This is a genomic window from Mycobacterium terramassiliense (assembly GCF_900157385.1).
In the GTDB taxonomy this organism is placed as follows: domain Bacteria; phylum Actinomycetota; class Actinomycetes; order Mycobacteriales; family Mycobacteriaceae; genus Mycobacterium; species Mycobacterium terramassiliense.
The window spans coordinates 85,080-98,699 of sequence record NZ_LT717700.1 but is presented as its reverse complement, the minus strand read 5'-3'; the positions used below and the strand labels follow the sequence as shown (position 1 = coordinate 98,699).

Below are 13,620 nucleotides of genomic sequence, written 5' to 3'. Positions count from 1 at the left end.
AAGTCAACAGCGGCTGACATACAGTTGGGTATGAGCACCAAAAGGCCCCGAAACGCCGCACAGACGCGCGCCGACATCCTCTCCGCGGCGCGCCGGCGTTTCGCCGCGGAAGGTTTCGAACGCACCACCCTGCGCGCGATCGCGTCCGACGTCGGGGTGGACGCGGCTCTGGTGATCCGCTACTTCGGGAGCAAGCAGGACTTGTTCGCCACCGCTACCGAATTCAAGATCGACCTGCCGGACCTGACCGGGGCGGATCCCGACGAGATCGCGGACATGCTGTTGCCGCGGTACTTCGCGGTGTGGGAAGACGACCAGTCATTCCTGGCGCTGCTGCGGGCGGCGATGACCAGCCGGGTCGCGGCGGACACCCTTAACGAAACGCTGGCCAAGCACGTCGCCCCGACATTGAGGGGCGCCACGCCGGACAATCACCTGCAGCGGATCGCGTTGACGGATGCCTTCGTGATTGGGCTCGCCGCGACGCGGTCCGTGCTCGCCAATCCACCCGTGGCAAGCCTCAGTCGCGAAGAACTCAGCCGCTGGGCGGCCCCGGTCTTTCGGCAGCTGCTGGTTGGGCCGGCACCGTCGTAACGACTCGGATATGACCAAAACGCGGCCTCGCAACGCCAGCCAGACGCGCGCCGACATCCTCTCGGCGGCGCGCCGCCGCTTCGGAGCGGAAGGATACGAGCGCACGACCTTGCGGGCCGTCGCGGCGGACGTCGGTGTGGATGCGGCGCTGGTGATTCGCTACTTCGGCAGCAAGCAGGACCTGTTCGCCGCCGCGGTCGATTTCGTGATCGAATTGCCGGACCTGTCGAATTTCGCTCCCGATGAAGTTGCGGACATATTGTTGTCGCGGTTCTTTGCCGTGTGGGAGGACGAGACATTCCTGGCGCTGTTGCGGGCCGCGATGACGAGTGATACAGCGGCCGACACTCTCCGGCGGGTGTTCGCGCAGCAGGTCGCGCCCACGTTGATCACCGCGACCGCAGACAATCCCATTCAGCGGATCGGATTGATGGGCGCCTTTGTCATTGGACTTGCCACCACCAGGTACGTGTTGGTCAATCCACCGATAGCCAACCTCAGTCGTCACGAACTCAGCCGCTGGGCCGCCCCGGTGATTCGGCAACTGTTGGCTGGGCCGGCGCCGGCTTAGTCTCTCGCGGTGGCCGGAATGGAGCGCCACGCGTCGCGAAGCGCGGGGTTGGCGCGCGGTGGTTTCAAATAGATTTCGGGCATGACGGCGACGACGTGGGATGTCGACGGGCGCAAGGTGTTTGGTGTGACCGCCGGCAGCGGCGAGCCGGTGCTGCTGCTGCACGGCTACCCGCAGAGCGCATCGTGCTGGCGCCACCAGATCCAGGCGCTCGCCGCCGACCATCACGTCGTGGCGCTCGACTGGCCGGGATTCGGCCGGTCCGATCCGCCATCGACGCCGCCGACGTACGACAACGAGATCGACCGCATCGAACGGCTCGTGCGGCGGCTGGGGTGGCAACGATTCAACCTGTGCGCGCACGATTACGGCGGCTTCATCGGACTCGGCTATGCGATTCGCCACCCCGACCGGGTGCGACGGCTCGCGCTGTTGAACACGCGGGCGCATGGCACCTTCCGGCCGTGGTTCTACCGCGTTTCGCTGGGGCAGCGCTGGGTCGCGACCCACCCGGTGCTGTCCGCGCCCGCGCGGCGACTGCCGCTGGCGGCGCTGCACCACGCAGCCCTGGCCCGCTACCGGGAACTCGGCTGTTTCGACACCACGGTCGAGGCCGAATACCTGGCCTGGATGGACACACCGCAGGGCCGGCGCACGTTTTGGGAGTTCTTCGCGCATTACCCGGTGCCCGCCGTCGGGTGGTTGGCGGACGGGCTCGCGGGCATCCGCTGCCCCGTCGCGGTGATCTGGGGCGACCGCGACCCGTACATCCCGTTCAACACCGCTCGCGGACTCGCCGACCGCATTCCCCACGCCACGCTGACCCGCTTGCGCGGCGCCGACCACTACCTCATGGAGGAGCGTCCCCGCGAGGTGACCGATGCGCTGGTGAGCCTGCTCGACATGGCTTCCGCCGCCTAACCCGTGACGGTCATCTGGTCGTCGCTGGTGGCCCACGATTGCGCGAAGACGTCGATCGGCACCTGTTCGTCGCGGCCCTGCTCGCTGCCGCTGTCGTTGAGGTGCACGACGCCGGCCGTGGTGTCGATGCCGGTCACCACGACGGCGTGGTTGGCCTCGGGCCGGCCGTCGGGGGCCTTGTCCTCGACGGGCTCGCGCCAGATGAGCTCGGAGTTGACCCCGACGATGACCTTGCGGCCCTTGGCCAGGTCCTGCTCGAGTGCGCTCAGCCCGGTGGGGACGCCCGCCTTCGCGGCGCTTGCCTGATCGGTGGACACGGCGTGGATGCCGTAGTGCGCGAGCAGCGCCGGCTCGTCGTCGAACGAGGTGCCGCTGCCGGGCTTGCGCTTTTTCGGCTTGGTGTAGATCGGCCCGGGGTGGACGGTGCTGGGGGTCGATTGGGCCAGCTTGACGATGGCCTGCTCGGAAGGCTGCCGGCCGGTCAGCTCACCGACCACGTCGGAGACCGCCATTTCCACGCAGTCGTCGTCGTATCCCTGGTAGCGCCAGAACGCGGCGGCCGCCGCGGGATTTCCGTACAGCGTGCCCTCGCCGCGCGGTGGGTCCGGGGTGGCGCGCGCGGTGCCCACCGCCAGGACCAAAGCGGCCGCGGCGGCCAGCGTGGCGACGCCCCCGGTCCGGGCCGCCGTGGCGGTGCGGGTGACGATCATGCTGTGAATGTCTGAGCAGGGCGCCCGTTCGTTACCTAATGCGCGCCGACCAGGTTCAAGGTGACCACGCCGGCGATGATCAACGCGACGCCGACGACCTTCCCCACGGACACCGGGGAGCCGAGGAACAGCACCGCGATCAGCACGATCGCGGCGGTCCCGATCGCCGACCACAACGCGTAGGCGACGTCGGTGCGCATGCCGCGCGAGATCGACAACGCCAGCAGTGCGAAGGACACGGCGTAACCGACCAGACAGGTGACCGTCGGCCACAGCCGGGTGAAACCCTCGGTGCTCTTGAGCAGGCTGGTCGCGACGACCTCGGCGAAAATCGCGCCCAGCAGCAACAGGTAGGTCAACGCGCTAACCCGACGCCGGCTTCTCGGCGGTTGCGGCCCGTCCAGCCATTTCCCACTCCCCAGCTCACCTTGCGGTTCAATCTGATCCCAACTATGACGCTACGACGGAAGGCGCGCCATGACCGCTTCCCCACGACCGATGCGCTTCGATGTCAGCGACGTGGTCGGCGAGCGGGCGTCGTTGGCGGCGACGTATTACCCGCCGCCCGGGGCCCCGGGTGCCGTACTCGTCTGCCTGCCGGGCGGCACCTACAGCCGCGAATACTGGGACCTCAGCATCGCCGGCCGTAGCGGCTACAGCTTTGCCGAGTTCGCCACCCAGAAGGGCTACAGCGTCGTCACGATCGACCCGCTCGGCACCGGCGAAAGTTCGAAGCCCGCAGGCGATTTCGGCTTCACCGAAATCGCCGCCGCGCTCGCGCGGGCCGTCTCCGCCCTGCCGGAAGCCACCGGCGACCGCGCACCGGCGGTGGCCGTGGCGCATTCGCTGGGCGCATACCTCGCGATCGTGCAGCAATCGCTGTTCTCCAGCTACGCCGGCCTGGCCGCTCTGGGCTGTACCAATCAACACGTGGCACCGCTGAACCTCGATCCGGCATTCATCGCTCGCGCGGCAACCCCGCGGGGCCGCGAGGAGCTGGCCCGGCAGATCCTCTCCGCGCTGCCCGAGCCCTATGCCGAGGGTCCGCGCGAGTACCTGCAGAGCTGGTTTCACCTCGCCGACGTCCCCGCCGATGTGGTCGCGGCCGATTGTGTCACGGCAAAGTCGGTGGTGCCCCGGGTCTTCGGCACCGCGATGGTCCCCGGCGTCGTCTCCGAGCACGCCGCGCGCATCGGCGTTCCCGTGCTCCTCGGCTACGGCGTCGTCGACGTTTCACCGGACCCGCGCGCGGAAGCCGTCCTGTTCCGCAGCAGCCCCGACATCACGACCGTCGTGCTGGCCGACAGCGCGCACTGCCACAACATGGCATCGAGCCGCCACCGGTTGTGGCGGCGCTTGCTCGACTGGGTGGCGACCGTAACCTCTGGGCCATGACGACACCTCTTGACCGCCGCCTGGACCGGTGTGCGCCGACCGTGCTGAGCCTTTATCGGTTGGTCTACGGTTTGCTCTTCGCCGCGCACGGCTCGACGAGCGCCTTCAGCTGGCCCGTGCGTCCCGGATGGCGCGTCGAATTCGGAGTCTGGCCCGGGTGGTACGCCGGCCTGCTCGAATTGCTCGCGGGACTGTTGATCGCGACCGGGTTGTGCACCCGCGCCGCCGCTTTCCTCGCGTCGGGGGAAATGGCGGTCGCCTATTTCTGGGTGCATCAGCCGCGAGCGCTCTGGCCCATCGGTGATCCGCCCACGGGCAATGGCGGTGCTTTGGCGATACTTTTCTGCTTCGGCTTCTTCCTGCTGGTCTTCACCGGTGGGGGCAGATTTTCCGTCGACGCCCTGCGCGGCAGGGGCTGACACTACATTTCGCAGTGGGCATGGGGCGCCGGGTCAAAGCACGTCACGGTTCCGTACGGACATGACGGCAGTTCGACGTCGCCGTCGTTGCGCCAGCCCTTCCTGACCAGCTGTCGGGCCAGGTAGCGCGCCGCCGTAATAGCCATCGCCTTCTCCGGAGCCGGGTAGAGGCGCGGCCGGTCGTACGCGTCGTAGATGTCGAACGCGAGCGCGTCGATCAATTCAACGACGTCTGGCGGTGTGCTCATGAGCGGGGGATTCCCCGTCGGGCGGCGCGGAAATCCTGGCCGCCCTTCCGCTCGGGCGGCGATAATGGCATTCTCTGTTTTCGAGAAGCGGTTTCCGCGGCGGGAGCCCCGAGGAGGTAGGCGATGGGCGCGGACCCAGGATGCGACGGGATGGTCGCCCTCGTCACCGGCAGCAGCCGCGGGCTGGGCAAGGCGATCGCGGCTCGGCTTGCCGCGCGGGGAGCCACGGTGGCGCTGACCGCGCGCACGATGGATCCCGATCCCAAATACCAGGGATCCCTGAGCCAGACGCGCGACGAGATCCTCGCGGCGGGCGGCCGCGCCGTCGCGATTCCCGCGGACCTCGCGCAATCCGAGGAACGCGAGCGGCTTTTCGCGGAGGTGATGAGCGCCGTCGGCGCGCCGGACATCCTGGTCAACAACGCCGCGGTCACCTTCCTGCGGCCCCTCGACGGGTTCCCCGAACGGCGGGCCCGGCTGATGATCGAGATGCACGTGCTGGGGCCGCTGCACCTGTGCCAGTTGGCGATTCCCGCGATGCGCGACCGCGGGCGGGGCTGGATCCTGAACCTGACGTCGGTGGGCGGCGACCTGCCGCCCGGACCGCCGTTCTCCGAATTCGACCGGACGGCGGGCTTCGGCATCTATGGCACGGCGAAGGCCGCGCTCAACCGGCTCACCAAAAGCCTTGCCGCCGAACTCTACGACGACGGCATCGCGGTCAACGCCGCCGCTCCGTCGAACCCCGTGGCGACCCCCGGAGCGGGCACCCTCGACCTGGCCAAGACCGACACCGAGGACATCGAACTGATCACCGAGACGGCCCTTCGGTTGTGCACCTGCGACCCGAAGGTCATGACCGGGCGCATCGCGCACACCCAGCCCTTCCTGGCCGAGGTCGGCTGGGCCGGCTGAATGCCCGAGGTCGATCTCGAGGAGCTGGGCCGGCGGCTCGCGGCCGTGGAGGTTGTCGGCCCGACCCCGCTCGCCGGGGGCGCGTCCAGCCTCACGTTCCGGGGTGAGCGGCATGGCCGGGCGGTGGTGATCAAGGTCGCCCCGCCCGGCGTCGAACCGGTCGCGCATCGAGACGTCTTGCGTCAGGCGCGCATCATGAAAGCGCTTGCCGCGACGCAGGTTCCGGTGCCCGATGTGGTGTGGGAGGATCCGGGCAATCCGCCGGATACCCCGCCGCTATTCGTGATGTCCCACGTCGAAGGCGACTGCGTGGAGCCGCTTTTCGACGGCTGCCCGCCGGGCGCGGAGCTGGCCGAACGTTACCGCGGTGCGTGCCGGGCCATGGCCGCGCTGCACGGACTGTCGCCGCGCGGCCTGGGCCTGGCCGGCGAACCCGTGACGGATCCGGTCGCCGAGGTCCAGCGCTGGTGCGACACGCTGCAGACCGTCGACGCGGCGCTGGTGCCGGGCTGGCGTGACGTGCGGGACGCGCTACTGGCTTGCGCGCCAACGGCGATGGGGCCCAGCGTTGTGCACGGCGACTTCCGCCTGGGTAATTTGATGGCCGTCGGTGCACGGATCACCGCCGTGATCGATTGGGAGATCTGGTCGATCGGCGATCCGCGCATCGACGCGGGTTGGTTTCTGATCAACTGCGACCGCGAGACGTACCGGCGGGTCCCGTCCTCCGCGGGGGTGGCACCCCCGGCCGGTGAGCTCGCCAAGCTCTATGAACGCGAGCTGGGTTGCGAGGTCACCGACTTGGGCTGGTTCAGCGCGCTCGCGTGCTTCAAGTCGGCGGCGACGTGGTCGCTGATCGTCAAGCACAACCGCCGACGGCGCGCACCGCGGGCCGAGTGGGAAGCCATGGCCCCCGCGCTGCCGCGGTTGCTCGCGCGAGCGCGGTCAATGCTGGCCTAGCGCTGGATCAGCGGCACCGCACGAACAGGTTCTGGCAATACATGCCCGCACCGCCCCAGGCCATCGAGGGGCCGCCCTCGTCGGAGGGGTCCACGACCAGTGCCGGGCTCTCCGTCGTTATCAGATCGACGATCCCCGGTGCCGGCGGTGAGAAAGGATCGGGGTCGGCGTTCGCCACGGCCGAACTGGCCGCGAGAGCCATCGCGCCGATCGCGCCGGCCACCACAACGCGCTTCATTCCCGCCCTCTCTGTCGCCCGCCCATTCTAGCGGTCCGGCAAACAAACCGATACAGGATCGGGGCAGCGTTGCGGGGCGATATCGCGGATCAGTTACGAACGCACAACGACTTCGGCCGGGTGCCCAGCAAATTAGCCGGCCCGTTTCGCGCCGCGCCTACGGTGTCGCGCGTGAGGCCGATAACCGTGGTCGTTCGCCGCGCTGCGGTTATCGCGGTTTGTCTGGTCGCGGCCGTGGCCACGGCGCCGTCGACCAGCGCCGATCCGGACGTCGACCCCGCCGCCGCGACGGCGCCCGGGCCGGACGGTGGCGTGCCCTCGAACGCCCCGGCAATCCTCAAGACCCCGGACGGCTGGACCCTGGGCCTCGGCGCGAAGGACGAGTCGCAGATCCCGGTGGCGCCGCTGACCACCGCCGTCTCGTCCCGCGAATACCTGGCCAGCGGGACGTTCGTCGGCTCGCTGATAGGACCGGAGCAGCCCCGGGGCACCCTCGAGGTGGGCTACGAGATCGGCTGCGGCATCGACATGAGCACGTCCAACGGCGTCACGATGGGCGGCAGCGCCGGCGTCACCCCCGGGCTCGGCCTGGCGGGTGCGTTCACCGGCGCCGTGACTCCCGTGCCACTGATCACCGTCCCGGTGAACGGCGTCATCACCGTGGGCCTCAAGCCGGGGCTCGTGATCGTGGTGCCCGTGGTCAAAAAGCCGTTCAAGAGTGCGAGCCCGTGGGTGATGATCAGCAACTTCCACGTCAAGATCGACGGATGCGTGGGGCAGTCGTTCATCCGCTCCTACGCGACGCTGACCCGCGAGACCGATCAATCCGACGTGGTGCTGTCCTACGTCGGCGTCACCAAAGCCGTGTAACCGCTGGGCTACCCGCGCGGGATGCCCGCCAGCCGGTCGGCGAACTTCGCCTCGGCGGCCGCGCGCAGCCGCAACAGGTGCTCGGAGGGAAACAGGTCCGGCGCGGGAGGGCGGTCTTTGAGTAACAGGCGGGCCAGCGTCACCTTGTGCACTTCGGTGGGACCGTCGGCCAGGCCGAGCACGAACGACTCCACCAGGTACTGCACGAAGGGCATCTCGTGGGTGGTGCCCAGCGACCCGTGCAGCTGAAGCGCCCGCGCCGACACGTCGTGCAGCACCTTCTGCATCATCGCCTTCACCGCCGAGATGTCGGCGCGCACCGCGTGATAGTCGTTGAATTGGTCGATCTTCCAAGCGGTTTGCAGGGTCAGCAGCCGGAAGGCCTCGATCTCCATCCACGAGTCGGCGACCATCTCCTGGACCAGCTGCTTGTCGGCCAGTACCTCGCCCTGGGTGTAACGCGACACCGCCCGCTCACAGATCATGTCGAAGATGCGCCGGACCAACCCGACCGTGCGCATGGCGTGGTGAATTCGCCCGCCGCCCAAGCGGGTTTGGGCCACGACGAAGGCCCCGCCGCGCGGGCCCAGCATGTGGTCGGCGGGCACCCGGACGTTCTCGTAACGGACGTACCCTTCGCGCCCGCCGCCCGGCGGCTGGTACCCCAGGCCGACATCGCGCAGCACGTTGATGCCGGGGGTGTCGCCCGGCACGACGAACATCGAGTAGCGTTGATACGGCGGTGCGTCGGGATCGGTCATGGCCATCACGATGATGAACGACGCCATCGAGGCGAACGAGGAAAACCACTTCTCCCCGTTGATGATCCAGTGATCGCCATCGGGCACCGCGGTGGTGCGGAACACCTTGGGATCCGCGCCGCCCTGCGGTTCGGTCATGGAGAAGCAGGACACGATGCGGTTGTCCAGCAGCGGCTCGAGGTAGCGCGCCTTGAGTTCGGGCGTGCCGTAGTGGGCGAGGATTTCGCTGTTGCCCGAATCGGGGGCCTGCGAGCCGAAGACGATCGGCGCGCACTCCGAGCGGCCCAGGATCTCGTTGAGCAGAGCCAGCTTCACCTGGCCGTAGCCCGGGCCGCCGAGGTGCGGCCCGAGGTGGGTGGCCCACAGGCCGCGTTCCTTGACGACCTCCTGCAGCGGCGGGATCAGGGCCTGCCGCACGGGATCGCCCAGGTCGTGAGATTCCTTGACAATCAGGTCGATCGGTTCGCACTCGCTGCGCACGAACTCCTCGACCCATGCCAGCTGCTCGGCCCACTGCGGGTCGGTGGAGAAGTCCCACGACATTTATCGTCCCCTCTTGCTCTGTGCCACCACGCCACAGTCCACGAGTTCGGTGATGGCCTCGGTGTCCAGTCCCAGCTCGCGCAGCAGCACGCCGGTATGGTCGCCGGGCAGCGCGGGACCCGAGGGCGCCGCGGGCCGGCTGCGGGAGAAGCGCGGCGCGGGCGCGGGTTGCGTGACGCCGTCGACCTCGATGAAGGCCCGGCGCGCCGCGGCGTGGGGATGCCGGGGTGCCTCGTTCAGCGAAAGCACGGGCGTCGCACAGCATCCCGGCGAATCGAGGATCCGCTCCCACTCGTCGCGGGTCTTCTCGGCGAAGCGCGCGGCCAGCTCGCCGCGGTGGGCGGCCCACGTCGCCGGCCGGTCGTCATCCTGGGGTACGTCGACGCCGAGGCGAGCGCACAGTTCGGCGTAGAACTTGCGTTCCATCGCGCCGACGGCGACGTGGCCGCCGTCGGCCGTGGCGTAGGTGCCGTAGAAGTGGGCGGCGCCGTCGAGCAGATTGTCCTGGCGGTGGTCGCGCCAGGTGCCGGCGGCGACCATCCCGAAGTACGGCGCCATCAGCGTCGAGGCGCCGTCGACCATCGCCACGTCGAGAACCTGCCCTTCCCCCGACTGGCGGGCTTCGAGAATCGCGCTGAGCAACCCCACCGCCAGGAGCATCCCGCCGCCGCCGTAGTCCCCGACCAGATTCAGTGGCGGCATGGGTGATTCGGCGGTGCCGATGCCGTGCAGGGCTCCGGCCAGGGCGATGTAGTTGATGTCGTGGCCGGCGCGCCCGGCCAGGGGCCCGTCCTGCCCGTAGCCCGTCATGCGGGCATACACCAGGCGGGGATTGCGCTCGCGCAGGGCATCCGGCCCGATGCCCAGCCGTTCGGCGACACCGGGCCGGAACACGTCGACGAAGGCGTCGGCGCCGGCGGCCAAGCGGTGCACCAGCTCCGTGCCGCGGGGATCCTTGACGTCGGCGGCCAGCGACCGCTGGCTGCGCCGGACCGTGTAGTCGATGGGCAGCGCACCGTCCACACCCGCGAGGGCGTCGATGCGAACGATGTCGGCGCCCAAGTCCCCCAACAGCATTCCGCAAAAAGGTGCCGGGCCCAGGCCGCCCATCATCACGATGCGGACGCCGTTCAGCGGGCCGGTCACCGGGCCCACTTCGCGCGGCGCTCGGCCGCCTCCTCGGTCGCATGCGCGATCACCTGGTTGCGGTTCTCCAATTCCAGTGCCGCCGACAGGCTCGCCGCGTCGGTGTTGACCTGCAGTGCGCGCTTGGTCAGTTGCGCGCCGAGCGGAGCGAGGCCGGCGATCAGCGACGCCAACTCGACGGCGCGGTCGATCAACCGATCGGGTTCGACGACCTCGCTGACCAGGCCCCGCCTCTCGGCTTCGCCGGCCGGGACCGTGCGTCCGGTGAGCATCCAGTCGGCCGCGACGCTGGTGCCGACGATGCGGGGCAGGTGGTAACTCATGCCCATCTCGGCTCCCGACAGCCCGAGCAGGATCGCCCCGTTGCCGAACGAGGCCGCCGCCGAACAGATTCGGATGTCGGCGGCCAGGCACAGCGCGAACCCGGCGCCGACGCAGGGGCCGTTGACCGCGGCGATGACGGGCTGCGGCAGCTCGCGGATCCGTTCGGCGAGCGCGGCCATGCTCTCCTGGAACCGCATCCGATCCAGCGCCGGGGCGGTCGCCTCCGGCACGCCGGGCCCGAAGTCGCGCACGTCGATCCCGGCGCAAAAGCCGCGGCCGGCGCCGGTGAGCACGACGGCGCGCACCGAGGAATCGTCCGCCAAATCGCCCAGGGCCCGGCCCAATTCGGTTTGCATGGCCTCGTTGATGGCGTTGAGCCGCTCCGGGCGGCTCAGCCGTACGACGACGACGCCGTCGCGCGGGCGGTCGAGCTCCAGCGTGTGCGGCACCCACCGATCGTAAAGCGTCTCTCGGCCCAGGAGAATAACCTTCTCTTAAATGGCGAAGGGATTATCGCGAGAGGCGCGCGTTCCACATCCGCCACGGTGGCCCCATGGGATCCCGGCGCTGCGCGGTCGAGCTCAGTCGAAATTGGTGCCGCTGGTCAGCTCTTCCCATGTCGCGATCTCCGCGGCGCGCGCGTCCGCGACGTGGCGGTAGATGGCCAGGGCGTCGGGGCCGAGCAGCAGGAACCCCGGCGGCTCGCTGGACTCGACCGCCGCGATGATCGCGGTGGCGGCCTTGGCGGGGTCGCCGGCCTGGTTGCCGTGCATGGTGTCGTTTTCCTTGCGCCGCTGCCCGGCGGTGCCCGCGTAGTCGTCGATGACCGCGGCCGACTGGGCAAGCGAGCGACCGGCGAAGTCGGTGCGGAAGGCGCCGGGTTCGACGACCGTCACCGAGATGCCCAGCGGTGCGAGCTCGCCGCGCAGGGCCCCGCTGATGCCTTCGATGGCGGCCTTGGCCGCCGCGTAGTAGCCGGATCCCACCGGCGTCACTGTCGCGCCGATCGAGGAGATGTTGACGATCGCGCCGCTGCGACGCGCCCGCATGCCGGGCAGCACCGCCTTGATCATCGCGACCGTGCCGAAGAAGTGCGTCTCGAACAACTCGCGGACCTCGGCGTCGTCGCCCTCTTCGACGGCGGCCCGGTAGCCGTAGCCGGCGTTGTTGACCAGGACGTCGAGGCCGCCGAACCGCTCGTGGCCCCGGCGCACGGCGGAGGTGACCTGCGCGGGCTTGGTGACGTCGAGGGCCACGGCCAGCACCCGCTCCGGCGTGGCCTCGGCCAAGTCGGCGACCTTCGCGACGTCGCGCGCGGTGACGACGGCGTTGTGGCCGGCGGCGATGACGGCCTCGGCGAGCGCGCGGCCCAGTCCCGTCGAGCAGCCGGTGATCAGCCAGGTCGACATTCGGTGTCTCCGTTCAGCCGTTCGGCCTACGACGCCGCCGCGCAGCGCTCCAGCCGGAAGGTGCGTTTGAAGCCCGCCGGGTGCGTCGTCAGCGTCACTTCCACCGCGCCGCTGGGGGCGACCACGTAGCGCTCCTCGACATCGGGCCCGTCGCTGCAGCGGCCGACGGGTTGCCGACCGAGGTCGTCCCGGTCGTACAGGGCCGGGTCGAAGGGGAACAGGACGGGATCGTAGGGCGTCACGTCGCCGTCGGGTCGCCCGTTGACCAGGCGGCTGCACTCGACGAAGCGGAAGTGTCCGATGTTGTGCGCCGCGCGGTAGGTGCGCCGCACGACCAGCGGGGTGCGGCCGTCCACCGGCAGGGAGGCGTCCTTCGGCACGATCGGGTCGAAGACCACGTCGGTGCCGGCCCGCGCCTCGCGGAACACCCCGAAGTGCCGCGAAAAGCGTTCGGACAGCGCGAAACCCGCCTCCTTGTCGAGGAAGACCGCGAGGCCGATCGCCGTCGCGGCGAACGGGTGCGGGGAACGCTTGACCCGCTTCTCGCCGAACGCCGTGCGCAGCATTCGGGAAACCAGCGGGAAGCCCCCGGCCCCACCCACCACGTAGATGCCCGCCACCTCGGACCAGGCCACGTCCTTGCCGCCCGGAGCGGGAGCGTGCAGGACGCGGTCCAGCAGTTCGGTCGTCTTGTCGACGAGCGGCGCGCAGACGGAGTAGACGTCGTCGATGCCGCAGGAGAACGGGGGCCGGTCGACCGCGCCGACGCCCGTGAGGTCCACCAGGAAACGGCGCGTCTGGGGCCCGATCGCCTCCTTGCGGGCGGCGCACTCCTGCATGAGCAGCTCGCGGGTGGCCGGATCCACCTGCTGCAGGTTCAGCCGGGCCAGGACGAGGTCCACGATCGCCTCGTCGAAGTCGTCGCCCCCGAGGCGTTGAATGCCCTCGCTGAGGACGACCTCGTTCTCGTGTCCGGTCATCTTCAGCAGCGACGCGTCGAACGTGCCGCCGCCGAGGTCGTAGACGAGGACGTACTCCCGTCGGGCGGTGATGGTGGAGCGGTACCTGTGGGCGTACTCGAGGCTGGCGGCCGACGGCTCGTTCAGCAGCGCGACGACGTGGAAACCCGCGGCGACGAACGCGTCCAGCGTCAGCAGCCGCTGGGCGCTGGAGGCGTTGGCGGGCACGCTGATCGCGGCCTCGATGGTCTCGCCCGGCGCCAGGGTGGCGTTGGAGCGGCGCTGCAGGTCGCGTTTCAGCTGGGCCAGAAAGCCGGTGAGGAGGTCGGCCAGCCGATGGTTGCGGCCGGCCAGGTTCACCTCGGTCTGCGGTCCGGCCTCGGTGAGGAGGCGTTTGAACGAGCGCAGCACCGACCAGCCCGCCTGGTGGCGCACGGCGGCCGCGTCCACCCCGAACCGCAGCTCCCCGTCGGCGTTGGCGGCGATGATCGAGGGCCAGGCGTCCAGCCCGTCGAACGAGATGACCGGATAGTTGCCCCGGTCGACGGCCGCAACGACGGTGTGGGTGGTGCCAAAGTCGATGCCGACCCTCATTCCGCACAATTCTAGGAGGCTGCAGGGGATTTCGGCACGAACT

Annotated in this window: 17 protein-coding genes; 8 read left to right on the top strand and 9 right to left on the bottom strand. The window is 69.6% G+C overall.

Features of this window, described 5'->3' with window-relative positions; all coding sequences use genetic code 11:
- Positions 1-30: 30 nt before the first annotated feature.
- From MTAB308_RS08440 to MTAB308_RS08430, 3 genes are all read left to right on the top strand, one after another.
- Entirely contained in the window at positions 31-594 is a 564-nt protein-coding gene (locus MTAB308_RS08440; RefSeq protein ID WP_077099064.1) for a TetR/AcrR family transcriptional regulator, read from the top strand.
- A 10-nt stretch (positions 595-604) separates the two neighbouring features.
- Complete coding sequence (locus MTAB308_RS08435) at positions 605-1,165, top strand: TetR/AcrR family transcriptional regulator (RefSeq protein ID WP_077099063.1); 561 nt, start codon at positions 605-607, stop codon at positions 1,163-1,165.
- 81 nt (positions 1,166-1,246) lie between these two features.
- Positions 1,247-2,086: an alpha/beta fold hydrolase gene (locus tag MTAB308_RS08430; RefSeq protein ID WP_077099062.1), complete on the top strand. Its 840-nt coding sequence runs from the start codon at positions 1,247-1,249 to the stop codon at positions 2,084-2,086.
- Here the strand turns inward: MTAB308_RS08430 and MTAB308_RS08425 are convergent.
- A complete protein-coding gene (locus MTAB308_RS08425) occupies positions 2,083-2,796 on the bottom strand; it encodes a cysteine peptidase family C39 domain-containing protein (RefSeq protein ID WP_077099061.1) in 714 nt (237 codons plus the stop codon). The two genes, MTAB308_RS08430 and MTAB308_RS08425, sit on opposite strands and share 4 nt — an antisense overlap.
- A 35-nt stretch (positions 2,797-2,831) precedes the next feature.
- On the bottom strand, positions 2,832-3,155 hold the full coding sequence (locus tag MTAB308_RS08420) for a DMT family transporter (RefSeq protein WP_077099060.1): 324 nt from the start codon (positions 3,153-3,155) through the stop codon (positions 2,832-2,834).
- A gap of 118 nt (positions 3,156-3,273) precedes the next feature.
- On the opposite strand from MTAB308_RS08420, the gene MTAB308_RS08415 reads away from it, so the two are divergent.
- Together MTAB308_RS08415 and MTAB308_RS08410 are read left to right on the top strand one after the other, a co-directional pair.
- On the top strand, positions 3,274-4,191 hold the full coding sequence (locus tag MTAB308_RS08415) for an alpha/beta hydrolase (protein ID WP_077099059.1): 918 nt from the start codon (positions 3,274-3,276) through the stop codon (positions 4,189-4,191).
- Complete coding sequence (locus tag MTAB308_RS08410) at positions 4,188-4,610, top strand: DoxX family protein (protein WP_077099058.1); 423 nt, start codon at positions 4,188-4,190, stop codon at positions 4,608-4,610. The genes MTAB308_RS08415 and MTAB308_RS08410 overlap by 4 nt, the downstream gene beginning before the upstream one ends.
- Positions 4,611-4,612: 2 nt before the next feature.
- Here MTAB308_RS08410 and MTAB308_RS08405 read toward each other — a convergent pair whose 3' ends face one another.
- A complete protein-coding gene (locus MTAB308_RS08405) occupies positions 4,613-4,858 on the bottom strand; it encodes a hypothetical protein (RefSeq protein WP_077099057.1) in 246 nt (81 codons plus the stop codon).
- 123 nt (positions 4,859-4,981) lie between these two features.
- Between MTAB308_RS08405 and MTAB308_RS08400 the strand changes: the two genes are divergently transcribed.
- Together MTAB308_RS08400 and MTAB308_RS08395 are read left to right on the top strand one after the other, a co-directional pair.
- A complete protein-coding gene (locus MTAB308_RS08400; protein WP_077099056.1) occupies positions 4,982-5,773 on the top strand; it encodes an SDR family NAD(P)-dependent oxidoreductase in 792 nt (263 codons plus the stop codon).
- Complete coding sequence (locus tag MTAB308_RS08395; RefSeq protein WP_077099055.1) at positions 5,774-6,733, top strand: phosphotransferase family protein; 960 nt, start codon at positions 5,774-5,776, stop codon at positions 6,731-6,733.
- A 7-nt stretch (positions 6,734-6,740) separates the two neighbouring features.
- Here the strand turns inward: MTAB308_RS08395 and MTAB308_RS08390 are convergent, their stop codons facing one another.
- Complete coding sequence (locus tag MTAB308_RS08390) at positions 6,741-6,971, bottom strand: hypothetical protein (protein ID WP_077099054.1); 231 nt, start codon at positions 6,969-6,971, stop codon at positions 6,741-6,743.
- A 186-nt stretch (positions 6,972-7,157) separates the two neighbouring features.
- Between MTAB308_RS08390 and MTAB308_RS08385 the strand changes: the two genes are divergently transcribed.
- Entirely contained in the window at positions 7,158-7,841 is a 684-nt protein-coding gene (locus MTAB308_RS08385; RefSeq protein WP_077100059.1) for an MspA family porin, read from the top strand.
- A gap of 8 nt (positions 7,842-7,849) precedes the next feature.
- Here the strand turns inward: MTAB308_RS08385 and MTAB308_RS08380 are convergent, their stop codons facing one another.
- The 5 genes from MTAB308_RS08380 to MTAB308_RS08360 all read right to left on the bottom strand — a co-directional run bounded on the left by MTAB308_RS08380 (position 7,850) and on the right by MTAB308_RS08360 (position 13,577).
- Positions 7,850-9,145: an acyl-CoA dehydrogenase family protein gene (locus MTAB308_RS08380; protein WP_077099053.1), complete on the bottom strand. Its 1,296-nt coding sequence runs from the start codon at positions 9,143-9,145 to the stop codon at positions 7,850-7,852.
- The gene (locus MTAB308_RS08375; protein ID WP_077100058.1) at positions 9,146-10,291 is read right to left on the bottom strand and encodes a CaiB/BaiF CoA transferase family protein; all 1,146 of its coding nucleotides are present in this window, start codon (positions 10,289-10,291) and stop codon (positions 9,146-9,148) included.
- Positions 10,288-11,064 carry an enoyl-CoA hydratase/isomerase family protein gene (locus MTAB308_RS08370; protein WP_077099052.1) on the bottom strand — a complete coding sequence of 259 codons (777 nt, stop codon included), beginning with the start codon at positions 11,062-11,064 and terminating at the stop codon, positions 10,288-10,290. Before MTAB308_RS08370 ends, MTAB308_RS08375 begins: the two co-directional genes overlap by 4 nt.
- Positions 11,065-11,196: 132 nt before the next feature.
- Complete coding sequence (locus tag MTAB308_RS08365) at positions 11,197-12,024, bottom strand: oxidoreductase (protein WP_077099051.1); 828 nt, start codon at positions 12,022-12,024, stop codon at positions 11,197-11,199.
- Positions 12,025-12,050: 26 nt separating this feature from the next.
- Complete coding sequence (locus MTAB308_RS08360; protein ID WP_077099050.1) at positions 12,051-13,577, bottom strand: Hsp70 family protein; 1,527 nt, start codon at positions 13,575-13,577, stop codon at positions 12,051-12,053.
- Between the last annotated feature and the right edge of the window lie 43 nt (positions 13,578-13,620).

Bases quoted from the DNA above. Each gene is read 5' to 3' on its own strand.
- MTAB308_RS08395 (WP_077099055.1), top strand. From the start codon at position 5,774: ATGCCCGAGGTCGATCTCGAGGAGCTGGGCCGGCGGCTCGCGGCCGTG.
- MTAB308_RS08430 (WP_077099062.1), top strand. From the start codon at position 1,247: ATGACGGCGACGACGTGGGATGTCGACGGGCGCAAGGTGTTTGGTGTG.
- MTAB308_RS08440 (WP_077099064.1), top strand. From the start codon at position 31: ATGAGCACCAAAAGGCCCCGAAACGCCGCACAGACGCGCGCCGACATC.
- MTAB308_RS08425 (WP_077099061.1), bottom strand. From the start codon at position 2,796: ATGATCGTCACCCGCACCGCCACGGCGGCCCGGACCGGGGGCGTCGCC.
- MTAB308_RS08405 (WP_077099057.1), bottom strand. From the start codon at position 4,858: ATGAGCACACCGCCAGACGTCGTTGAATTGATCGACGCGCTCGCGTTC.
- MTAB308_RS08435 (WP_077099063.1), top strand. From the start codon at position 605: ATGACCAAAACGCGGCCTCGCAACGCCAGCCAGACGCGCGCCGACATC.
- MTAB308_RS08380 (WP_077099053.1), bottom strand. From the start codon at position 9,145: ATGTCGTGGGACTTCTCCACCGACCCGCAGTGGGCCGAGCAGCTGGCA.
- MTAB308_RS08360 (WP_077099050.1), bottom strand. From the start codon at position 13,577: ATGAGGGTCGGCATCGACTTTGGCACCACCCACACCGTCGTTGCGGCC.
- MTAB308_RS08410 (WP_077099058.1), top strand. From the start codon at position 4,188: ATGACGACACCTCTTGACCGCCGCCTGGACCGGTGTGCGCCGACCGTG.
- MTAB308_RS08400 (WP_077099056.1), top strand. From the start codon at position 4,982: ATGGGCGCGGACCCAGGATGCGACGGGATGGTCGCCCTCGTCACCGGC.
- MTAB308_RS08390 (WP_077099054.1), bottom strand. From the start codon at position 6,971: ATGAAGCGCGTTGTGGTGGCCGGCGCGATCGGCGCGATGGCTCTCGCG.
- MTAB308_RS08415 (WP_077099059.1), top strand. From the start codon at position 3,274: ATGACCGCTTCCCCACGACCGATGCGCTTCGATGTCAGCGACGTGGTC.
- MTAB308_RS08365 (WP_077099051.1), bottom strand. From the start codon at position 12,024: ATGTCGACCTGGCTGATCACCGGCTGCTCGACGGGACTGGGCCGCGCG.